Raw genomic sequence first — 20,457 nt, 5'->3', positions numbered from 1 at the left:
CCTGCGGTGAGGAAAACGCAACGCCTTGATCGCTCAATCGCGACACCGCTCTATTTGCGCTTGCTGATGACCCTCGCCGCACGCATGACCAACGGCCCCAGTTCTTGCCGCGCGCGATCCAATGACCAACGCGGCTTGGGTACGGAAATATTCACGGCTCCTATCGGCGTACCCGTTTCGTCATAGATGGCAGACGCGACGTTCACGTCCCCCGCATAAAACTCCTCATCCGCATAGCCATACTGATCATGGCGAGCTTGCTCAATCAACGCTCGCAACGCAGCCATGTCGGTGGTGGTGCGTGGCGTGTGCTTGACCGGTGTGACGGTCCTCAGCTTCTGATCGAGTTCCGCGGGCGATAAATGCGCCCATAAAGCACGCCCCGACGCAGAGGATATGCAAGGAATACTCGTGCCGACGGGCATGTACTCCGGGATATGGCGAGCCGGGGCGACCCGCATCACAAAGACCATGTTATCCCCGTCATCGGGGACGCTCAGGTTGACGATTTCTCCGCATTCCTGATTCAGCTGATGCAACACGGCATGCGCGTGTTGGAACAACGGCTGCCGATACAGATAGCTGTACCCCAGCCCGACGCCTTTGACGGTCACGCTGTAACGCTTGCTGCGCGCGTCCTTCGATAAATAGCCTGTGCGCTCCAGCGTGTACGCCACGCGCTGCGCCGAACCCATCGTGATGCCGTTGATCTGGGCGATCTCCTGCAAACTCAGCGAGGCATGGGCTCGAAACGACTCGAGTACCAACAGTCCTTTCTCCAATGACTGAATCATCAGCGCGGAAGGCTCAGACATTCAAACTCCAAAAAATGGCGAGACGCAGATAGTAGCCAGCCCCGGCCATCGCCTTTCCTAGGGAAACCCAGACGTTGCCGCAGCCGCGGGCTTGCAGTATAAATTCCAAGCATTATATCGCTATACGCTTTTATTTATCGAATAACGATAATTAACAGCAGAACAAGGGGTGAGCGTTGCAGCACAACAGCAGTCATTCAGCCGCATTTCCGGATCATGTCGAGGTCGCCATTGTGGGCGGCGGCATCATCGGAATCAGTGCCGCCTACGCCCTCGCCCGCGCGGGCGTCCGGACAGCGGTATTTGAAAAAGCGGCGCTAGGCTGTGAACAGTCGTCCCGCAATTGGGGATGGGTCAGAACGCTGGGACGCGATTTGCCAGAGGTCCCGCTGGCGATACGTTCGAACCGGATTTGGGGCGAAATCCAGGAACAAATCGACGTAGGATTTCGCCGTACAGGCATGCTGTACTTGCAGGACAGTGAGGCGGACGCCTCCTCGCACCAAACCTGGATCGACAACGCACGAGCCTATGGCACCGACGCGCGCCTGCTCGATAGTGCGGCAGCCAAACGCCTGCTGCCCCAAACTGCCCGGGCCTGGACCGGGGCCATGTACAGCGCCACTGACGGCGTTGCCGAACCCCAACTGGCGACCAACGGAATCGCCGCGTTGGCGCGCGCCGCAGGCGCTCAAATTCTGGAGGACTGCGCCGTGCGTGGCGTGGAGCAGTCCGCGGGGCGAGTATCCGCCCTGCTCACCGAAAAGGGGCGCGTCGAAACCGCCACGGTATTGATCGCCGCCGGCGCCTGGTCCAGGTTGTTTTGCGGGAACCTCGGTGCTGACTTTCCCCAGCTAAAGGTGCGCGGCTCGGTACTGCGCACCACACCCATCGATACTGGTTCGACTGCGGCGATCAACGGCAAGGACTTTACCTGCCGCAAACGTGCGGACGGCGGCTACACGGTGTCGCAATTCGGCGCGTCGATGGCAGATGTCGTGCCCGATAGTTTCAGGTTGATGCGCTATTTCATGCGCACGTGGCTGGCCAATCGCAGCTTTGTGCGGTTGAGATTCGGCAAACGTTTTTTCGAAGAACTGTCCCTGCCTCGTCGTTACCCCGCGGATCGCGAGTCGCCATTCGAACGCCATCGCCTACTGGACCCGCATCCGTCGATGCGAGGTAACGCCCATGCCTGGAAAAAATTGACTGACGCCTTTCCGGCGTTCCACAACGCTCGCATCGCGCAATCCTGGGCGGGCTACATCGATGTCACACCCGATGCGATGCCCGTCATGGACGCCGTTCCCAATGTGCCCGGCCTGTTTCTGGCATCGGGGTTTTCCGGTCATGGCTTTGGTATCGGACCCGCCGCTGGCGAGGCCATGGCGCAGCTCATTCAAGGCAAACAGACCACCGTTGACTTGAAGCCATTCCGCTATGACCGATACCGTCACTAGCCCATACGTTTAGCGCCATGCTGGCGCCCCGCCCTCATTCGTTCAGTCCAAATAATCATCTCAATAGCAAGGGAATTAGTTCATGGTCAGCCACACCGCCGATTTGCACCGTCAAGCCACCATTGTCGATGGCCTGGTTTTCTTCAGTGATGGCAGTACCCGCGACATGTTGACCGGCGGCGTGAGCGCCATCAATGTCACGATCAGCGACATGGGCGCCGATTTCGAGCAGGCACTCAAGGACGCCATGTTATGGCGGCAACGTTGTGCGGCGCTTGATAGCCCCTGGCTGCTTGTCGAAAATGCCGCAGACATTGCACGCGCCAAGCAGACTGGCAAACTCGGCCTGATCATGGGTTGGCAAAATGCCAAGCCTCTCGGCGATCAGATCGATCGTGTCGCGCTTTTTCACACACTCGGTATTCGTGTCATTCAGCTGACCTACAACGAGGCAAACCTGATCGGCGACGGATGCCTCGAAAAACGTAATGCAGGCTTGAGCGACCTGGGACTGAATATGGTCGACGAGATGAACCGCGTCGGCATAGCGATCGACCTGAGTCATTGTGCGCCCCAGACTTGCCTCGACGCCGCGGCACGCAGCACTCGGCCCGTCTTTCTGACCCATGCCAACGCCAACGCAGTGATCAAGCGCCCGCGCAATAAATCGGACGACGTCATCAAGGCAGTAGCATCCACGGGCGGCGTGATCGGCTGCAGCATTCACGCCTACCTCAATTGGAATGGCGATCCAAAAAAACAACCATTGCTGTCGGACTTCGTCGCGAACGTCAAATATATCGGAGACCTGGTCGGCTACGAGCATGTGGGCATAGGCACCGACTATCCGTCCGTCGACACGTATGAGGCCGTGCGTCACGTGATGGTGATGTCGCGTACCAAATACGCCAGATCCGGTGGAGACTTCTCTGATGCCTTCGGCGATGTGATGGAAGCACGATACCCCGTCGAGATGCCTACCCCGGCACAGTTTCCCGCCTTTACCGAAGCGCTGCATCAGGCCGGGTTGACGGACAGCCAGATTCTGGGCGTGCTGGGCGGCAATTTCGCCCGCGCATTTGCGCAAGCCTGGGCTGCCAACTGAAACTTGCGGAGATCAACATGACATCGCTCGTCAGCAGCATTCGCCATGCGGCGCCACAACAGTCCAGCGCCCGTTGCGCCAGCATTACCGCCGCCTTGGTCGCCACTATGGCTGCACTCGCCCCTATCACGGGGTTCGCAGCGGATAACTACCCCACGCGCCCGGTGCATATCATCGTGCCTTATCAAGCGGGCGGATCGACGGATACCGTCATCCGCAAATTTGCCGAGCTGGCTGCGCCCAAACTGGGGCAATCCATCGTTATCGAGAATCGGGGCGGTGCAGGCGCCACACTCGGCGCGCGCGCCATCAAAACTGCAGAACCCAACGGCTACACGCTCGCTATCCTGCCCAGCCCCGTATATCGCATGCCGCACATCCAGGATATGGGCTATGACCCCACTCGCGACTTCACCTATATCATGATGCTCAGCGGGTATACATTGGGTGTTGCGGTACCTACGGCATCGCCTCATAAGACATGGGGCGAATTCATCAGCTTTGCCCAACAGCATCCGAACGAGATCACGTACGGCACGGCGAGCGTGGGCAGCGCCTCGAATGTCATGATGGAACAAATCGCGACCCGCAACAGCTTGACGTGGCGTCACATACCATACAAGGGCGAGTCCGATGTCATCACGGCAGTACTGGGCGGCCAAGTCACTGCATACGCCGGATCAACAACGGTACAGCCCTTGGTGCAGGCTGGAAAAATGCGTATGTTGGTGACCTGGGGCACGCAGCGCAGTGCGCAATACCCCCAGACTCCCACCTTGCACGAACTGGATGGCACCCCGCCTGCCAATGCGCCTTTTGGTATTGCAGGACCCAAAGGCATGCCGCCCGAAACAGTCGCCAAGCTCAATGCCGTATTCAAAGACATCGCAGAATCTGATGCCTTCAAACAAATCCTGACGCAGTATGGACAGGAACTGGTCTATATGAATGGCGAGGATTACGCTGCCTATGCGAAAGAGCAGTATCAGCAAGAAGCCGAGATTGTTCAGAAACTGGGATTGGCTTCGAAATAGCCGCCTGCCCCCCACGCATTCAGGAGATCACCATGACGACTCGTTCAGCTGTGTTCTTGAAACTGCCATCCAGTATCCGTCGCACCGCATGGCTCACCGCATTTGCAGCGCTATTGACGACATGCCTGCCAGCCACCATCCAGGCAGCCGAATCCTGGCCTGAGCAACCGATACGCCTGATCGTCGGCTACCCGCCCGGTGGAGGCACCGACACCGTGGCGCGCGTCTTGGCACAACAGTTGGGCAAAGAGCTCAACCAGACCGTCGTGGTCGAGAACCGGGGCGGCGCCAGTGGAACCATCGCCGCCCAGCAAGTCGTCAGGTCCGCGCCCGATGGCTATACCGTGATGTTCGCCACCGCATCGCCATTGACAGGCGCGCCGCTGACCGTAAAAGGGCTTACTTATGATCCGATGAATGATCTCGTGCCCGTCACACGCATCGGCGGAGGCCCATTCATCCTGGTCGCGAACCCGAAATTTCCGCCCAATAATCTGCGCGAACTGGTCGACTACGCCAAAGCGCATCCCGGCGTGGTGAACTACGCCTCGCCGGGCATCATGACCGCCAATTATTTCTTTTCCGAACAACTGAATATGGACGCGGGCATTCAAACCGTGCACGTTCCCTATAAAGGCAGTTCAGCCCTGTTGAACGACACCATGGCGGGTCAGGTGCAATACACCCTGGATACCCCGGGCACGACATTGCCTCTGATCAAAAACGGCAAACTCAAGGCGCTGGCCGTATTCAGCGAACAACGCCTGGATCGAGCGCCAGACATTCCGACAGCAAAAGAAAGCGGCTTTCCACAGTTGGTAGGCGGCTCGTGGTACGGCCTGCTCGTAACGAAAGGCACGCCTCCTGAAATCGTCGATGCCTTGTACAAAGCCACCAAGCGTGCACTGCAGAATCCCGAAGTCCGGCGCACAATGATGGATCGTGACGTCATTATCGAGGGCAGCTCGCCAGAGGAGTTTCGGAAATACCTGACCGCGGAATTCGACCGTTGGAAATCGGTCACGCAAAAACTCGGCATCACGCCGCAATAGCCGCACATTGATACCGTCTGTACTTGCCGAAGACGATAACGCTTGACTACCTACTAGAGATTGCCATGTCCACGACGACATACGCTCCCGACCTCACTGCCGGCAGCGCCCCCTCATCGATGCGCCCCACCCTGGCTGGCCTGAACCACATGATATCGGCCGGCCACTATCTCGCCACGCAGGCGGGTATGGATGTTCTACAGCAAGGCGGCAACGCCATCGATGCCGGTGTCGCAGCAGGCATTGCGCTAGGGGTAGTCCAGAGCGATATCGTCAACGTTGGCGGCGTGGCGCCCATCCTGGTTTACGAAGCCAAATCAAATAAAGTGTGGAGCATTTCCGGTCTGGGATATTGGCCTCGCGCTACCCGCCTGGAAACATTCATGCAGAAATTCGGCGGGACCATTCCCGCTGGCGTTTTGCGTACAGTCATTCCCGCCGCCCCGGACGCGTGGATCACGGCGCTGGAGCGTTTTGGCACAATGCGCTTTGGCGAGGTCGCCGCCGGCGCCATACGGCTGGCTCGTGAGGGCTTTGTCATGTATCCCCTGATGGCAGAGGTGATAGCCGACAACGCCAGGAACTACGCCCGCTGGGCCTCGAGCGCTGCCGTCTACCTGCCTGGCGGAAAGCCTCCTGTCGCCGGGTCTATCTTCCGCCAGACAGATCTCGCGGCCAGCCTCCAATACATGGCGGACGAAGAGCGCACCTGCCAAGGCAACGGGCGTCTGGCAGGTCTCGCAGCCGCACGCCGCGCTTTTTACGAAGGCGATATCGCAACCGCGATGGTGAACTATCACAAGCAGGAAGGCGGTTGGCTGACCCGTGAGGACTTGCGCGACTTCTCCGTCGAAGTCGACCCCGCGCTGAGCATCGATTTTCGAGGCACGCAGATACATAGCTGTGGATTCTGGTGCCAGGGCCCATCGCTGCTGCAGATGCTGAACATCCTGGAATCGCGAGACTTGCGGGCGCTCGGTCATAACTCGGCGCCGTACATACACCTGCTGACCGAAGCCATCAAGCTGGCATTTGCAGATCGGGAAGTCCATTATGCCGACCCGCGTTTCGCCACTGTGCCGCAACAGGACCTCCTGTCCAAAGCCTATGCCGCTGAACGTCTTGCCATGATTGCAATGGATCGTGCCGGCCCCGACATGCCGGCGGCCGGCAGCCTGCCACACAATCGTCCGATCAATATGCAGCCGGCAACGGCGGACGATACGGCCCGTACCGATCCGCGACTGGATACATCGTATGTCGCCGTCGTAGACAAAGAAGGCAATGCATTTTCCGCCACACCCAGTGATGGTTCGTACAACACACCGATTATTCCTGGCACAGGGTTATGCGCCTCCGGCCGCGGCAGCCAGTCCTGGGCAGACCCGCAGCACCCTTGCCAGGTCGCTGCGGGACGCCGCCCTCGCCTGACCCCCAATCCATCCTTGGCAATCAGGCCGGGACAATATGTCATGCCCTTTGGCACGCCCGGCGGAGATGTGCAGTGCCAAGCGATGTTGCAAACCTTCCTGAATATCGAAGTATTCGGCATGGAACTGCAACAGGCTATCGAAGCCCCCCGCTTTGCAACATTCAGTTTTCCGTCGTCGTTTGAACCCCATAACGCCATGCCCGGCCGTCTCATGATCGAGGACATCGTGGACCGCAGCGTCGGCGATGAACTGACGGCGCTAGGCCACGCCGTGCAGTGGTGGGCGGACCGCAGTTGGCGCGCCGGCGCCATGTGCGCGGTGAAATATGACCAACAGACAGGCATTCGATGGGGCGCGGCGGACCCGCGCAGACCGGCGTATGCCAGTGGTTGGTGACGTAAAAAAAACTTAAACGGCGGATCAAACAGCAGCGCTATTCAAATCAGAAAATGGATGTGAGCCAACTCAAACGCCAACCTTCAACAATGGCTCAAGCGCAGCCAGAAAATCAGCCGGAATCGATGCTGGCCGACGAGTTTCCTTGTCGACATAGACATGCACAAAGTGCCCCGCCGCACGCGTCTCTGTGTCGCCTACTTTAAAGATACCAACCTCGTATCGAACACTCGATCGCCCAATATGCGCCACACGCAGGCCTGCCTCGAGCGCATCGGGAAAGGACACCGATGCGAAATACTGGCAACCAGTTTCAACGACCAGACCAATCGTACTGCCCGATGTAAAGTCGAGCACGCCACGCTGGATCAGGTAGTGATTGACCGCCGTGTCGAAGTATGAATAGTAGGTCACGTTATTGACATGACCATACACGTCGTTGTCCATCCATCGCGTCTGGATCGGGACAAAGACCGGATAGTCGTTACGGCTGGTGGGTTGTGGTCTGCTCATACTATCTGGCTCAATGAGGGGAAAGTAAAAAAGATGCCTGCCAAAACGCCGGCGTCACGTCGTCGCTACGCGACCGGCGAGCTTTTCAGATGCAGCATAAACGTGCGCGCGAGCTCGGTCTGTGGCCGCAGCGTACTCCACAGCAGATAGCTATGCACCTGAACCTCAGGCGTCAATGGCCGGCTTGTCAGCCCCGGCACCGGCAACGCGTTCAACAGACTCGATTCGACCAGCGCGACGCCTGCACCGTGAAAGGCCAGCACTATGCCCGTCATCGACGTCGCGACTTCGACCTGTATGTTCGGAGGCGGATTCAAGAATTCAGCCAGACAACGGCGCAGCAATGCTTGAGGCACATAAGTAATCACCGGATAAGGAGACAGATCCTCAACAGCAATCGACTCGAGTGCGGCCAGCGGATGCGTCTCAGGGAAAATACAGCTGAGCTCCGCATGCCCCATGGGCAGCGACTGCACGCCCTCGTGCTCTCCCGGTGCGAAAGCGACACCGAGATCTATCTGCTCATTAATGAGCTTTTCTGTAATCAGATTCGAGTCCATCGATTGCAGCGAAATGCGAACCTTTGGACGTATCTTGACGAACTCGACGACGGCCTGCGCCAACCATGCATTGGCAATCGGCGAGCTGGCTGCGATAGACAGCGATCCCCGAATGCCTTCGGCAAGATCCTGGCTAAAGCGTTCCAAACCGGCAACACGCCCGAAAATATCCTGCACCTCCGGCAAAAGCGCGCGCGCCTCCGGAGTCGGGACCAGTCGGCCTCCTTGACGCCGAAACAACGTGAATCCCAGGCGCTGCTCAAAGTGTTTGATCGTCGCACTGACTGCAGGCTGCGTCACGTGTAACAACGCCGCCGCGCCCGTGATCGACCCGGACATCATGACAGCATGAAACGCCTCTAAATGGCGTAATTGAATGCGAGCAAGCATAGCGAACCCGACGTCTCCATAAGCCACGTTTATGACCGGCACTATTTATGTGATTGGTCACTATCTTAGAGCACTGCCTAGAATCCAGGCATTCATCAGCCTCAGCAGACGGACGGCACAACCCACAGCGCGTTGCCCGGCCTCTGCCACAGACCTACCAGGAGCCCTCATGTCCTCAACACAGGAAACCGTCTACCGTCCCAAGCAAGAGAACCTGTATTTCCCGAAATATCCGACATTCGACTCCATCGAGGCAGAGCGCTGGCACCGCCGTCAGCGTCTGGCTGCGGTCTGTCGCGTATTTGCGAAGTTCCGCTACGAATACGGTTTTGCAGGCCATGTCACGGTCAGAGATCCGGAACATCCCAACCTGTATTGGACCAACCCCTTTGCCATGGACTTCGGACGTGTGCGCGCCAGCGACATGATGTTGGTAGACCATGCTGGCACCGTCCTGGAAGGTACATGGGCGGTCAACCGGGCGGGCTTTGTCCTGCACTCCGCCATTCACGAAGCCAACCCGGATGTGATGGCCTCATGCCATGCCCACACCACTAACGGCATGGCATGGGCCGCGTTGGGACGGCCATTGGACCCGATCACTCAGACCGCTTGCGGATTCTACGAAGACCAGGCCCTGATTACCGAGGAAGCTGGCGCAGTGGTGGTGGAGGATGCCAAGGGTCATGCTGTCGCGCATGCCTTCGGCAACGCCAAAATCGCGATCCACCAAAATCACGGTCTCTTTTCAGCGGGACGGGAAACGATCGAAGAAGCGGCCTGGTGGTTTATTGCCGCAGAGCGCGCCTGCGAAATTCAGCTCAAAGCGGAGGCCACCGGCAAGCCGCTAAAAATGATCAATCGCGAAGCGGCCTTGCACTCGAAAAATCACTTGGCGACGCCTTTTATGGCATGGCTGTACTTTCAGCCTATCTACGATGCCATCGTGCGCGAACAGCCCGATTGCCTGCTGTAATCACGGGCCCTCGAAGTGGGCCCCGAACAACAATAAATGAAACAAAGGAGAATAACCATGGCATTCCCCAGCCGCTCAACGCTGTTCGTCGCAATACTCGCCGGAGCAGGCCTCTGTACACCTGCCTGGGCAGCATGGCCCAACGATAAACCCATCGAACTCGTCGTAGGCTTCGCCGCGGGCGGAGAGACGGACGTATTGGCACGCACGCTGGCACCGTTCATGCAAAAGCATTTGTCCAATGCGGCCAACATCGTCGTCGTCAACAAGCCTGGTGCATCCGGAGCAATAGCGAATTCCTACGTGCAGCGCGCACCGAAGGATGGCTACACAGTGGCGATGGTCAATACGCCACCGATGAACTTCATGCCCTTGGTGCAATCTACGCCCTACGATCCAGACCAGTTTGCATTGATCGGCCGCGTCGTCAGTGATCCCACATTGTTAGTGGTACGTGACGACAGTCCCTATACCTCTCTCAAAGCGCTTGTCGCAGCGGTGAAAACCAAACCAGAGAGCGTCTCGATCGGCCAGAACGGACTCGGCAGCAACGGCGGTGTCGCACTGAATGTCCTGATGCTGGAAAGCGGCGCGTCGTTTACCGAGGTGCCATTCGGCGGCACCGGCCAATCAAAGATCGCGTTGATGGGCAAACATGTAGACATGATTTTCGCCAGCCATACTGCTGTGCCTGATCCGGCAGGAGAGCAGACCAAACTGCGCATCCTGGCGCAGTTCGTGCAGGACCGTGCCCCCATGCTGCCAAACGTACCTACCGCGAAAGAAGAAGGATTCGATGTCGTTGTTCCCTCGGATCGCGGCTTGGCCGTAGATAAAGGCGTGCCATCCGATATTCGGGATCAATTGCAGACCGCATTGGAAGCGGCATTGAAAGACCCAGGTTTTCTCGAATCGGCAAAAGCGTTCTCAGCCATCCTCGCCTATAAAGCCGGACAAGCATGGCAAGAGGATATCAATGCAGCGAAACCTTCGTTGAACCGGCTGGCAGCCGAACTCAAACAAAGCGGCCGCCTTCCGGCGCAGTAATGCATGGCGCTATCCACGTAATATGGCGGGCCCGCATCAGGTTCGTTTCGGTCAACACGCCCGATACAAGGAATGTTGACCGAAACGCTGATCCAACGTGAACGCCGAGAATGTGCGGATGCTATTGCAGCGATCGCGGCGCGCTGGCCATACGCACACACAAATCAAAAGCGCGCTGTAAACCCTGTACGTTGGCGACACCTTTACCGGCAATATCAAAAGCACTACCGCTAGCTGAAGTCGCCACCGGCACAGGCAGGCCGCCATGCAAAGTGACACCATGATCAAAGCCCATGAGCTTCATGGCGATCTGCCCCTGGTCGTGATACATGCAAACGACAGCATCAAAATCGCCTCGCCGCGCGCGGATGAACACGGTATCAGACGGATAAGGTCCGGATGCGATCAAACCCCGCGCCGCCGCTTCGCTCACTGCGGGGCCGATGAGATCGATCTCTTCTCTGCCAATAGAACCGCCATCCCCCGCATGCGGGTTCAGTCCACACACCGCGATACGCGGTTCGGACAGCCCACTGCGACGCAACGCATCGTCAATCAGGTTGATCGCTTCGATCACCCCTTCGGTACTGAGATGATCAGCCACCTCACGCAACGGAACATGAGATGTGACGCGTGAGGTCCACAAGGCATCGGTAATATTGAATTCGCAGACGAACTCAGAAACACCAAAACGCTCTTGCATATGACGGAGTTCGTCCTCTGCCTCGAGCCCGCCCAACTTCAGGGAATGCTTGTTCAGCGGCGCAAACAGAATACCTGATGCCTGGCCGGCCGACACCAGCTCGATGGCACGCTCCAACGCCAGAAAGGCGGCTCTCCCGGCGAGCTCGGTCGACTGGCCACGCTCGGGAAGCCGGCCGCCCAATGCGTCAATTTCCAGCAGTGCAACTTGACCCGAAACCGGACGGATGTCTTTGATATCACGGACTATCGTGGTGTCGATACGAACGCCAGCCACACGCTGCGCATCCTCCCAAACGCATGCGTCTCCGACGATAAACAGCGGAAAACGATTCAGGTTGTCAGGATTGGATAGCAGTCGAGCGGCCATCTCAGGGCCGACACCGGCGGGGTCACCGAGCAGTACGGCGAGAGGCGGAACAGCAGACATAGAATTTGCGGACATAGAATGAGGCTTTAGGGTTATTGCGCTTTGAGGCCCGCATTGGCGACGAGTTTGCCATAGCGGTCGAATTCTTCTTTGTTGAACTGAGCAAACTGCTCGATGCTCATCGGACGGATCTCACCGCCCAAGGCAGCAATACGCTCGCGTGCCTCGGGCGTCTGAAGAACAGCCTGCAGCGCATCGCTCAACTTCTGGACAATAGGTGCCGGCGTACCTGCCGTCGTATAGAGCGCATACCATATGCTTACATCGGCGCCTTTAACACCCTGCTCGGTCAGGGTCGGAACATCGGGCAACTCGGCCGCTCGGCTCTGCGCGCTGACAGCCAACGGACGCAGCTTGCCGGATCGGATCTGAGGCATTGCCGAGGATGAACTGTCGAAGATCATCTCGATCTGTCCGCCTATCAGGTCGATCTGAGCCTGGGCGCTGCCCTTGTAAGGCACGTGGTCCAGACGTAAACCCGTCGCCGCAGCAAAGGCTACGCCACTCACATGCTGGGTGCTGCCCATGCCCGATGAACCATATCGAAAAGGCTGAGACTGCTGACGCATGGCCTGCAACAGGCCATCGACATTCTTATAAGGCGAACTCGCAGACACCACCAGCACGCTCGGCATGACGGCGACCAAACCGATAGGTTGCAAGTCTCGTAGCGGGTCATATTTCAGCTTGAGGATATGCGGTGCAATGGCTTGCGCCGTTGTCGTTGCCAGCAGCAACGTCAGTCCATCCTTGTCCGCACGCGCGGCAACGTCGGCGGCGATGGTGTTAGACGCACCAGGACGGTTCTCCACCACAACCGACTGATCGAAATCCTTGCCAAAGCGTTCGGCCAAGAGACGAGCCAAGATATCCGTGCCACCGCCAGGGGGAGAGCCGACCAGGATGCGTACCGGTTGGGAGGGGTAGTTTTCTGCCGCAGCAACATGACAGGACCACATTGACACGACGGCAGCACATGCGACCGCCGCACGGGAGAATACATTCATGTTTGTCTCGATATCGTCATTGGTATGCCGCGCAGAATAGCAAGCCGCAACATTCCCAATCCAATCGCTTTTTAGCGCCTGGCCATATATTTTTGTATATCATGACGGGCATGACTGCCCTCACCGATGCCCAACTGCTGCTGCGTCTGCGTACCCGCCAATTGCTGTTGATTCGCCTGCTGGACGTCGAACACCACCTTGGCCGTGCGGCCATTGCACTGAACATCAGCCAGCCTGCAGCCACCAAGCTGCTGCAACAGGCGGAAGAGACGCTCGGCGTTCGCCTATTTCAGCGAAGCGCACGCGGCATGCTGCCCACGACCGCCGGCGAAGTTGTCGTGCGCTATGTGCGCACGCTATTCAGCGATTTCGGAATCATGCGCGAGGAACTGGCCGCCCTTACCTCCGGGCTAAAAGGTCATTTGCGCATCGGCAGCGTACCCGGGGCTGTTCCCTCTCTCGTGGCACCGGCCCTGATCGAGTACAAACGCCGGCACCCAAACGTGCAAGTAGGGGTGATCGAAGACACCAGCAACGTTATCGTGCATCTGCTGGAACGCGGCGAAGTCGACCTGGTGTTAGGACGTCTCACCGACCAGCATGTGGCCGGCGGCTATGACGTCAGCCCGTTGTCGGAGGAAGCCTTAGTGGTGGTCGTCCGTCAAGGCCATCCCTTGCTTGCCCAGAGCAGCGTCTCACTCAAGGAACTGATCTCTGCCAACTGGATCATGCAGCCGCCAGGCGCACCCCAGCGCACCCGCTTGGACGCGGCACTGCGCGAGGCCGGCATCACGCGACAACTCAATATCACCGAGACCTCGTCGACGGTCTTGACGACGGCCTTGCTGCAGATCTCCGACATGGTGGCCGTGATGCCCACGTCGTTAGCCGCGCATTATGGGCGACTCGGCGCATTGCGCGCATTGCCGCTGAACACGCCCATGCGCTTGCCGGCCATCAGCCTTATCACGCCAGCGGGCAGACCTTTGAGCGCCGCGGCCGCCCATTTTGCTCCGCTGGTCAGAGCATTGGCACAGGAAGGCCTGAACTGAGTCGCAGGCAGGGGTTATCTTTTGTACTGGTCGGACTACAGCCACAACTCATTCGGAATCGAAAAGTCGATCGCAGGCAAGATGAGCGTCTTCATTAAGTGCGTCATGGGGCGTATATCATCACGCAGCCAGATGAAGTTGTAGTCCAGCGCCGGCAGCGCCGGCTCACTAGACAGCGTGACCAGCTTGCCGCGTTCGACGAGCGGTTGCACGTACTCGCTCGGCAGAAAACTCAGCCCCATGTTTGACACCGTCAGACCGGTGATCGTCGTCAGGCTGTTGCAAACGATGGCTCGTTGGACTTTCAGGTTATGTACAGTCAACCAACTGTTGAACACCGTAGCCAATCCAGACTCCGGAGGATGCGTCAGAATATCCAGGCGGCCGAAATCCTCACCCACCAGCCTTTGGCCTGCCCGGACGAACCTTGGCGACGCCACCCATGAAAACGGGACCTGGGCGACTACCTGGCTATCGATGGACGAACTGACCGGTGTGCCCGCAATGACCGCAAAATCCAGCTCGCCGCGCTGAACCAGGCGTTCCAGCTGACGGGTCAGCACGACCTGAGGTTCGAGCACCAGTTTAGGGTACGACGCGCGCACTCTATCAACAAAGCGCGGCAGCCATGTCGAGGCGGAGAGCTCGCTGATACCGAACTTGCATGTGCCCGTCAGCGCCCGCTCATCGAACGCATCATCGCTACGACCGATAGTCTCAATTACATCCAACGCGGCCCGGCAACGCGGCAACAGCCGTTGTCCAGCCTCGGTCAGCACCGCTTTTTTTGCGCTCCGGTCAAACAAGTCGCGATCCAGCTCACTTTCCAGATCCGCAATACGTTTGGACAAAGAGGATTGGGTGATATGCAACCGGCCTGCGGCGATACCAAAACTGCCCAACGTGGCGGCCCAATAAAAGGCCTCGATCTGTTTCAGCGTCATTCCCGGCTCAACACATTCGGTTTTTGAATATATCGAATTTAAAAATAATCGCTTTTCTTGCGACATGCAACTGCCTACTCTTTGCGAGCCGGAAACACCGGCACATAAAACGACAATGGAGAGACAAATGAAAAAGCACCGATGGCATTGCTTATTGGCGGCCCTGAGTCTGGCGGTTGTTCAGAGTACGGCCCTCGCCGCCTGGCCGGATGATCGCCCGATCGAAATCTTGGTGGGATTTGCTGCCGGTGGAACCACCGATGTCATGACGCGCACCTTGGCGCCTTATATTCAAAAACATCTGGGCGGGAAATCCCAACTGGTGATCGTCAATCGCCCAGGCGCATCGGGCGAGCTGGCGGTGTCCCATATGCAACGCGCCAATCCCGACGGCTACACCATGGCCGTCGTCAACCTTCCTGGATACTTCTTTCTGCCCATGTACCGGAAGGCGGCCTACGACCCCGATCAAATCGAGTTGGTCGCCCGCATCGTATCCGACCCCACCGTGCTAGTCGCGCGCAAGGACAAGGGCCCGCATGACCTTAAACAAATGATCCAGCAATTGTCTGCACAGCCGGGGACATTGTCGGCTGGCCATAACGGCATCGGCACCAATGGTCATCTGGCCATGCTGAGCATGCAGGATGCCGCAGAGGTGCGATTCAATGCCATTCCCTTCAAAGGCACGGCAGAACAAAAAGTGAATCTCGGAGGCGGCCATATCGATTTGGCTTTTGTTTCAGCCTCGGAAGTGCAGACGCCCGACGCCGAGGCGGTGCCCCTGCAGCTCTTGGCGCAATTCGTCCCGCAACGCCTGCGCTCGCTGCCTCAGGTACCGACCACGTTCGAAAGCGGACTACAGGTGGAAATGACGGCCGAGCGTGGCTTTGCCATGCCTCAGGGAGTTCCTCCTGCAATCATTGCGCGCCTGCAAAAAAGCATCAAAGAAGCCATGTCAGATCCCGAGTATCTGCAAGCCGCCAAGGTCGATGCGCCGTTTCTCGCTTTCTTACCGGGCGACGAGTGGGAAAAACGCATCACCGAAGAACGAGAACGCTATCGCAAGCAAGCCGACGCAGTTCAGCAATAGACCTCTAATCTTTTTTTCGTAGGAGCCGCTTGATGTCCGGAGCGCTTTCTCATTTGCGAGTCATTGATCTTTCTCGAATCCTGGCGGGCCCGTGGGCCGCACAAACGCTGGCCGATCTCGGCGCAGAAGTCATCAAGGTCGAACGTCCAGGCTATGGGGATGACACCAGGGGATGGGGGCCGCCTTTCCTGCAGGATGACCATGGCCGGGACACCTCTGAAACCGCGTATTTTCTATGCGCCAACCGCGGCAAACGATCAGTCACCATCGATATTGCCACGCCCAAGGGTCAGGAAATTATTCGCCGCCTGGTCGCCACAGCTGATGTAGTCATTGAAAACTTCAAAGTGGGCGATCTGGCACGCTATGGGTTGGATTACGCCTCGCTTTGCGCGATCAAACCAGACCTCGTGTACTGCTCGATCACGGGCTTCGGGCAAACCGGGACAATGAGCGGTCATGCAGGCTACGACTTCATGATCCAGGGCATGGGCGGGTTGATGAGCCTCACCGGAGACGCTGACGATGTACCTGGCGGCGGGCCTAAAAAAGTCGGCGTTCCTGTAGCAGATCTGATGACAGGCATGTACGCGTGCGTCGCTATTCTCGCCGCGCTTGCCCGTCGCGATCGCGAGGGTACAGGCGAACACATCGACATGGCGCTACTCGACTGCCAGGTCGCCATGCTTTCGAATCAAGCGCAAAACTACTTGATTTCGGGACGCGTGCCCAAGCGCTATGGCAACGCCCATCCCAACGTGGTGCCCTATCAGTCTTTTCCCAGCGCGGACGGCCATATCATCCTGGCGATCGGCAACGATGGACAGTTTCAACGATTCTGTGGCTTGGCGGGACTCGATCATTTGGCCACTGACGCCCGCTTTCGTACCAATGCCGACCGCGTCACCCACCGTGATGAACTGGCGCCGCTAATTGCCGATGCCATGCGCGGGCGCACGACTGCATCCTGGTGTGAAATCCTCGGACGCCATGCTGTGCCGTGCGGCCCCATCAACCAGCTCGACCAGACCTTCAACGACGAGCAAGTCCTGCATCGCGGCATGCGTATGAACATGCGCCATCCGGTAGGGGCAACCGTCCCGCTGGTTGCCAATCCCATACGATTTCGCGCCCATCCGATCGAGTATGGAGATGCCCCGCCCCTACTGGGCCAGCACACCGACGCGGTACTTATGGATGTGCTGGGCATGTCGAATGCCGAAGTCGATCATCTTCGTTCTCAAGGGGTGCTCTAGCATGTGGTCCAACAGATTCATGCCCATCGGCCTGCCGCCGGCAAGCGAGACGTTGCGCGAAGAAGTACGCGAGTTTCTTCATGAAACCTTGGGCGCCCAATTTCGCCCAACCTCTCGCATGATGTCCTGGATGGGTTTCGATGCGGAATTCACTCGCGCTCTGGGCCGCAAAGGCTGGATCGGCATGACATGGCCTCGCGAATACGGCGGACAGGCTCGCAGTGCACTGGACCGCTATGTATTGGCCGAAGAACTGATGGCTGCAGGTGCGCCGGTACTTGCCCACTGGACAGCAGATCGCCAAAGCGGCCCATTGATTTTGCGGTATGGCACCGAAGCTCAAAAACAACGATTCCTGCCGCCCATCACGCGAGGCGAATCGTACTTCTGCATCGGGATGTCGGAACCCGACTCAGGCTCGGACCTCGCGGCTACCCGCACACGAGCCCAGGCGGTGGTGGGTGGTTGGCGCATCAACGGTACCAAGCTCTGGACGACCAACGCCCATCGTTGCCAATGGATGATCGCCCTCGTCAGAACAACGCCAGGAAGCGAAAGACACGAGGGTCTGTCTCAGATCATCATCGACCTAAGGGCGCCTGGCGTCACCGTTCGCCCTATCCGCGACCTGGCAGGCGATGCACACTTCAACGAAGTGGTCTTCCAGGATGTCTTCGTTGCCAACGATCAGCTCATCGGCACAGCTGGCGATGGATGGGCCCAGGTGATGGCGGAGCTATCGTTTGAACGCAGCGGTCCAGAGCGATATTTAAGCGGGGCAGCTCTGTTGACGGTCATGATTGGATGGGCTGCCAAACACGGCGATTCACGCGCGATGGAAACCATAGGCAAACTCATGGCGGATGTCGTAACGCTGCGTCAGATGTCGTTGACGATTGCCAGCCGCCTGGAGCGCGGCGAGGATCCACAAGTCGAAGCCGCCTGCGTCAAAGACCTGGGCACGCTGTTTGAACAAGCGCTACCCGAAGCCGCGCACGCCCTATTCGATATCGAACCCCGTGTCGGCAGTGGCTCCGAGGGTGCACAGGTACTGGCTTATCTCACACAAGTCACACCTTCCTTTTCTCTACGCGGTGGTACTCGCGAAATCCTGCGCGGCATCATCGCTCGCGGACTGGGAGCTAGATAATCATGGACGACATTCAATCCATGCTGCAAGACAGCGCGAACGCTTTGTTCAACGACATGGTCACGGCAGTTGCCCTCGAACGCGCGGAATCGGGTGAATTCCAGCAAGAGCTGTGGAACGCCGTCGTCAGCCAAGGGTTCACGTTGGCGATGTGTTCCGAGCAAAGAGGGGGCAGCGCCATGTCATGGGCACAGGTGTATCCGCTGCTGCACGCTGCCGGCCGATATGCGTTGCCTGTGCCATTAGCCGAGACGCTGTTGGCCAATTATCTTCTGGAAACAGCGGGATGTGCCGAGACCGATGGAGAAATGGTCATGACGATTGCGTCGGTACCCGTCGATGCCATCAAGCCCCTACACAATACGACAACCATCACAGCATCGCTGACGGACATTCCTTTCGCACATCAAGCTCAGCGCATCGTTCTGAACACCGAGATCCAAGGCGTGCCTTACATAGGATGGATAGACATGAGCAATACGCCAGGATCGAACACCTCTGCCCCACTCACGCAGACAGAATTGAATATCGCACGCGAGCCTCGTGACACCCTGCAATTACAAAACCTACCCATACAGGAATGGCGTGCGGCTCCTTGCCTCGGGCGTGCCGCCACCATGCGTTATGGCGCCATGCTGCGCGCAGCTCAAATGGCCGGAGCCATCGAGCGCATTCTGGATCAAACCGTCAATTACGCCAGCGAGCGCATTCAATTCGGCAGGCCTTTGGCGAAATTTCAAGCGATCCAGCATCACATTGCAGAACTGGGCTGCGAAGCCGCAGCCGTTGCTAGCGCAGCCGCCTACGCCTTTGAACGAGCCGATCACGGCACAGCGGATCTCGCTATTGCCGCGGCCAAAATCCGCGCTGGCCGGGCTGCAGGCAAAGCGGCGTCCTTGGCTCACGCGGTCCATGGCGCGATCGGCTTTACCTATGAGCACAGCCTGCAATATGCCACACGTCGCTTGTGGTCATGGCGCAGCGAATTCGGCTCGCAAGGCTGGTGGGCACTCAGATTAGGACAAGCAATATGTGCCGCCACGCCCGAATCGTGGTGGCCCATCGCGACGTCTGATGAATTCGCACTCAATCTCTAACTGGAGGCTATCGATGACAGATTTTCTGATAGAACAACGTGACGAGCACGGTATCGTCACCCTGACCATGAACCGCCCCGAACAACGCAATGCGTTGTCCGAAGAACACGAAATGTTGGAGTTTGTGCAAACCTGCCATCGTCTAGAACGCGATGACACGGTACGCGCTGTCGTGCTTACCGGTGCTGGGTCTGCGTTTTCTGCTGGCGGCAATGTCAAACACATGCGCGATAAGAAAAGCTTCTCTGCAGGATCACCGATACAGGTTTGCGATGCGTACCGCCGTGGTATCCAGCAAATCCCATTGGCGCTTTATCATCTGAATGTTCCAACGATTGCTGCCATCAACGGCCCTGCCATCGGTGCCGGCTTGGACCTGGCCTGCATGTGTGACATACGCATCGGGTCAGATAGTGCGCTGTTTGCGGCGAGCTTCATCAAGCTGGGCATAGTCCCTGCCGACGGCGGCGCCTGGCTACTGTCGCGCGTGCTAGGCGCGCCTAAAGCATTGGAACTGATGCTCACCGGAGATCGCATCAATGCTGATGAAGCCCAAAAAATCGGCCTAATCACACGCGTGGTCGCAAGCAATGATTTGCTTACCGAGGCGCATGCGCTCGCACGACGCGTTGCTCAACAACCGCCGCTGACGCTGCGCCTGACGAAGCGTTTGCTGCGAGAAAGCCAGTTTGCATCACTGCAATCGTCATTAGAACTTGCTGCGGCTTATCAGGCACTGGCCCACCATACAAAAGACCACGACGAAGCGGTAGCGGCATTTCTAGAAAAACGCTCGCCGAGCTATCACGCGCAATAAGAGCTCGCCGCCACAAAGACAAAACCCCTCGCAGCGCTAGCTGGAGGGGTTTTGAGGATAAGAGCCTGACGATGACCTACTTTCACAAACGAATGTTCACTATCATCGGCGCGAAGGCGTTTCACTGT

The 20,457-nt window shown here is 58.1% G+C and carries 19 protein-coding genes; 13 read left to right on the top strand and 6 right to left on the bottom strand.

Going from position 1 to position 20,457, the window contains the following annotated elements:
• Nucleotides 1-50: 50 nt before the first annotated feature.
• Nucleotides 51-815 carry an IclR family transcriptional regulator gene (locus ACNA0I_RS22800; RefSeq protein ID WP_415808315.1) on the bottom strand — a complete coding sequence of 255 codons (765 nt, stop codon included), beginning with the start codon at nucleotides 813-815 and terminating at the stop codon, nucleotides 51-53.
• A 176-nt stretch (nucleotides 816-991) separates the two neighbouring features.
• Between ACNA0I_RS22800 and ACNA0I_RS22795 the strand changes: the two genes are divergently transcribed.
• The 5 genes from ACNA0I_RS22795 to ACNA0I_RS22775 all read left to right on the top strand — a co-directional run bounded on the left by ACNA0I_RS22795 (nucleotide 992) and on the right by ACNA0I_RS22775 (nucleotide 7,295).
• Entirely contained in the window at nucleotides 992-2,275 is a 1,284-nt protein-coding gene (locus tag ACNA0I_RS22795) for an NAD(P)/FAD-dependent oxidoreductase (RefSeq protein WP_415808314.1), read from the top strand.
• Between the two features lie 82 nt (nucleotides 2,276-2,357).
• Nucleotides 2,358-3,380, top strand: a complete 1,023-nt coding sequence (locus ACNA0I_RS22790; RefSeq protein ID WP_415808313.1) for a dipeptidase — start codon at nucleotides 2,358-2,360, stop codon at nucleotides 3,378-3,380.
• A 17-nt stretch (nucleotides 3,381-3,397) separates the two neighbouring features.
• Nucleotides 3,398-4,414, top strand: coding sequence for a tripartite tricarboxylate transporter substrate binding protein (locus ACNA0I_RS22785; protein WP_415808312.1), 1,017 nt, complete (start codon nucleotides 3,398-3,400; stop codon nucleotides 4,412-4,414).
• A 32-nt stretch (nucleotides 4,415-4,446) separates the two neighbouring features.
• Nucleotides 4,447-5,466, top strand: coding sequence for a Bug family tripartite tricarboxylate transporter substrate binding protein (locus ACNA0I_RS22780; protein WP_415808311.1), 1,020 nt, complete (start codon nucleotides 4,447-4,449; stop codon nucleotides 5,464-5,466).
• Between the two features lie 65 nt (nucleotides 5,467-5,531).
• Nucleotides 5,532-7,295: a gamma-glutamyltransferase family protein gene (locus tag ACNA0I_RS22775; protein WP_415808310.1), complete on the top strand. Its 1,764-nt coding sequence runs from the start codon at nucleotides 5,532-5,534 to the stop codon at nucleotides 7,293-7,295.
• Nucleotides 7,296-7,364: 69 nt separating this feature from the next.
• Here the strand turns inward: ACNA0I_RS22775 and ACNA0I_RS22770 are convergent, their stop codons facing one another.
• Together ACNA0I_RS22770 and ACNA0I_RS22765 are read right to left on the bottom strand one after the other, a co-directional pair.
• Entirely contained in the window at nucleotides 7,365-7,808 is a 444-nt protein-coding gene (locus tag ACNA0I_RS22770; RefSeq protein ID WP_415808309.1) for an acyl-CoA thioesterase, read from the bottom strand.
• 65 nt (nucleotides 7,809-7,873) lie between these two features.
• Entirely contained in the window at nucleotides 7,874-8,758 is an 885-nt protein-coding gene (locus ACNA0I_RS22765; protein WP_415808308.1) for a LysR family transcriptional regulator, read from the bottom strand.
• A 169-nt stretch (nucleotides 8,759-8,927) separates the two neighbouring features.
• On the opposite strand from ACNA0I_RS22765, the gene ACNA0I_RS22760 reads away from it, so the two are divergent.
• Together ACNA0I_RS22760 and ACNA0I_RS22755 are read left to right on the top strand one after the other, a co-directional pair.
• On the top strand, nucleotides 8,928-9,734 hold the full coding sequence (locus ACNA0I_RS22760; RefSeq protein WP_415808307.1) for a class II aldolase/adducin family protein: 807 nt from the start codon (nucleotides 8,928-8,930) through the stop codon (nucleotides 9,732-9,734).
• A gap of 57 nt (nucleotides 9,735-9,791) precedes the next feature.
• A complete protein-coding gene (locus ACNA0I_RS22755) occupies nucleotides 9,792-10,781 on the top strand; it encodes a Bug family tripartite tricarboxylate transporter substrate binding protein (protein WP_415808306.1) in 990 nt (329 codons plus the stop codon).
• 121 nt (nucleotides 10,782-10,902) lie between these two features.
• On the opposite strand, the gene ACNA0I_RS22750 is transcribed toward ACNA0I_RS22755, so the two are convergent.
• Together ACNA0I_RS22750 and ACNA0I_RS22745 are read right to left on the bottom strand one after the other, a co-directional pair.
• The gene (locus ACNA0I_RS22750; protein ID WP_415808305.1) at nucleotides 10,903-11,913 is read right to left on the bottom strand and encodes a 4-hydroxythreonine-4-phosphate dehydrogenase PdxA; all 1,011 of its coding nucleotides are present in this window, start codon (nucleotides 11,911-11,913) and stop codon (nucleotides 10,903-10,905) included.
• Between the two features lie 32 nt (nucleotides 11,914-11,945).
• Entirely contained in the window at nucleotides 11,946-12,920 is a 975-nt protein-coding gene (locus tag ACNA0I_RS22745; protein ID WP_415808304.1) for a Bug family tripartite tricarboxylate transporter substrate binding protein, read from the bottom strand.
• Nucleotides 12,921-13,030: 110 nt separating this feature from the next.
• On the opposite strand from ACNA0I_RS22745, the gene ACNA0I_RS22740 reads away from it, so the two are divergent.
• Complete coding sequence (locus tag ACNA0I_RS22740; protein WP_415808303.1) at nucleotides 13,031-13,972, top strand: LysR family transcriptional regulator; 942 nt, start codon at nucleotides 13,031-13,033, stop codon at nucleotides 13,970-13,972.
• A gap of 35 nt (nucleotides 13,973-14,007) precedes the next feature.
• Here ACNA0I_RS22740 and ACNA0I_RS22735 read toward each other — a convergent pair whose 3' ends face one another.
• Complete coding sequence (locus tag ACNA0I_RS22735; RefSeq protein ID WP_415808302.1) at nucleotides 14,008-14,916, bottom strand: LysR family transcriptional regulator; 909 nt, start codon at nucleotides 14,914-14,916, stop codon at nucleotides 14,008-14,010.
• Between the two features lie 127 nt (nucleotides 14,917-15,043).
• On the opposite strand from ACNA0I_RS22735, the gene ACNA0I_RS22730 reads away from it, so the two are divergent.
• The 5 genes from ACNA0I_RS22730 to ACNA0I_RS22710 are packed head-to-tail and all read left to right on the top strand — an operon-like array spanning nucleotide 15,044 to nucleotide 20,329.
• Nucleotides 15,044-16,009, top strand: coding sequence for a tripartite tricarboxylate transporter substrate binding protein (locus ACNA0I_RS22730; protein ID WP_415808301.1), 966 nt, complete (start codon nucleotides 15,044-15,046; stop codon nucleotides 16,007-16,009).
• A 32-nt stretch (nucleotides 16,010-16,041) separates the two neighbouring features.
• On the top strand, nucleotides 16,042-17,265 hold the full coding sequence (locus ACNA0I_RS22725) for a CaiB/BaiF CoA transferase family protein (protein ID WP_415808300.1): 1,224 nt from the start codon (nucleotides 16,042-16,044) through the stop codon (nucleotides 17,263-17,265).
• 1 nt (nucleotide 17,266) lies between these two features.
• The gene (locus tag ACNA0I_RS22720; protein ID WP_415808299.1) at nucleotides 17,267-18,415 is read left to right on the top strand and encodes an acyl-CoA dehydrogenase family protein; all 1,149 of its coding nucleotides are present in this window, start codon (nucleotides 17,267-17,269) and stop codon (nucleotides 18,413-18,415) included.
• Nucleotides 18,416-18,417: 2 nt separating this feature from the next.
• Entirely contained in the window at nucleotides 18,418-19,512 is a 1,095-nt protein-coding gene (locus tag ACNA0I_RS22715; RefSeq protein WP_415808298.1) for an acyl-CoA dehydrogenase family protein, read from the top strand.
• 13 nt (nucleotides 19,513-19,525) lie between these two features.
• Nucleotides 19,526-20,329, top strand: a complete 804-nt coding sequence (locus tag ACNA0I_RS22710; RefSeq protein ID WP_415808297.1) for a crotonase/enoyl-CoA hydratase family protein — start codon at nucleotides 19,526-19,528, stop codon at nucleotides 20,327-20,329.
• The last annotated feature ends 128 nt before the right edge of the window (nucleotides 20,330-20,457 follow it).

The organism is Bordetella muralis, assembly GCF_965139205.1.
Classification (GTDB): Bacteria; Pseudomonadota; Gammaproteobacteria; order Burkholderiales; family Burkholderiaceae_B; genus Bordetella_A; species Bordetella_A muralis.
This window is presented reverse-complemented; position numbering and strand designations above follow the sequence as displayed.

What these genes read in the sequence shown, in the direction of transcription:
- ACNA0I_RS22735 (WP_415808302.1), bottom strand. Translation starts at nt 14,916, where the DNA reads ATGACGCTGAAACAGATCGAGGCCTTTTATTGGGCCGCCACGTTGGGC.
- ACNA0I_RS22715 (WP_415808298.1), top strand. Translation starts at nt 18,418, where the DNA reads ATGGACGACATTCAATCCATGCTGCAAGACAGCGCGAACGCTTTGTTC.
- ACNA0I_RS22785 (WP_415808312.1), top strand. Translation starts at nt 3,398, where the DNA reads ATGACATCGCTCGTCAGCAGCATTCGCCATGCGGCGCCACAACAGTCC.
- ACNA0I_RS22750 (WP_415808305.1), bottom strand. Translation starts at nt 11,913, where the DNA reads ATGTCTGCTGTTCCGCCTCTCGCCGTACTGCTCGGTGACCCCGCCGGT.
- ACNA0I_RS22770 (WP_415808309.1), bottom strand. Translation starts at nt 7,808, where the DNA reads ATGAGCAGACCACAACCCACCAGCCGTAACGACTATCCGGTCTTTGTC.
- ACNA0I_RS22755 (WP_415808306.1), top strand. Translation starts at nt 9,792, where the DNA reads ATGGCATTCCCCAGCCGCTCAACGCTGTTCGTCGCAATACTCGCCGGA.
- ACNA0I_RS22780 (WP_415808311.1), top strand. Translation starts at nt 4,447, where the DNA reads ATGACGACTCGTTCAGCTGTGTTCTTGAAACTGCCATCCAGTATCCGT.
- ACNA0I_RS22800 (WP_415808315.1), bottom strand. Translation starts at nt 815, where the DNA reads ATGTCTGAGCCTTCCGCGCTGATGATTCAGTCATTGGAGAAAGGACTG.
- ACNA0I_RS22710 (WP_415808297.1), top strand. Translation starts at nt 19,526, where the DNA reads ATGACAGATTTTCTGATAGAACAACGTGACGAGCACGGTATCGTCACC.
- ACNA0I_RS22730 (WP_415808301.1), top strand. Translation starts at nt 15,044, where the DNA reads ATGAAAAAGCACCGATGGCATTGCTTATTGGCGGCCCTGAGTCTGGCG.
- ACNA0I_RS22745 (WP_415808304.1), bottom strand. Translation starts at nt 12,920, where the DNA reads ATGAATGTATTCTCCCGTGCGGCGGTCGCATGTGCTGCCGTCGTGTCA.
- ACNA0I_RS22720 (WP_415808299.1), top strand. Translation starts at nt 17,267, where the DNA reads ATGTGGTCCAACAGATTCATGCCCATCGGCCTGCCGCCGGCAAGCGAG.
- ACNA0I_RS22725 (WP_415808300.1), top strand. Translation starts at nt 16,042, where the DNA reads ATGTCCGGAGCGCTTTCTCATTTGCGAGTCATTGATCTTTCTCGAATC.
- ACNA0I_RS22790 (WP_415808313.1), top strand. Translation starts at nt 2,358, where the DNA reads ATGGTCAGCCACACCGCCGATTTGCACCGTCAAGCCACCATTGTCGAT.
- ACNA0I_RS22740 (WP_415808303.1), top strand. Translation starts at nt 13,031, where the DNA reads ATGACTGCCCTCACCGATGCCCAACTGCTGCTGCGTCTGCGTACCCGC.
- ACNA0I_RS22765 (WP_415808308.1), bottom strand. Translation starts at nt 8,758, where the DNA reads ATGCTTGCTCGCATTCAATTACGCCATTTAGAGGCGTTTCATGCTGTC.
- ACNA0I_RS22760 (WP_415808307.1), top strand. Translation starts at nt 8,928, where the DNA reads ATGTCCTCAACACAGGAAACCGTCTACCGTCCCAAGCAAGAGAACCTG.
- ACNA0I_RS22775 (WP_415808310.1), top strand. Translation starts at nt 5,532, where the DNA reads ATGTCCACGACGACATACGCTCCCGACCTCACTGCCGGCAGCGCCCCC.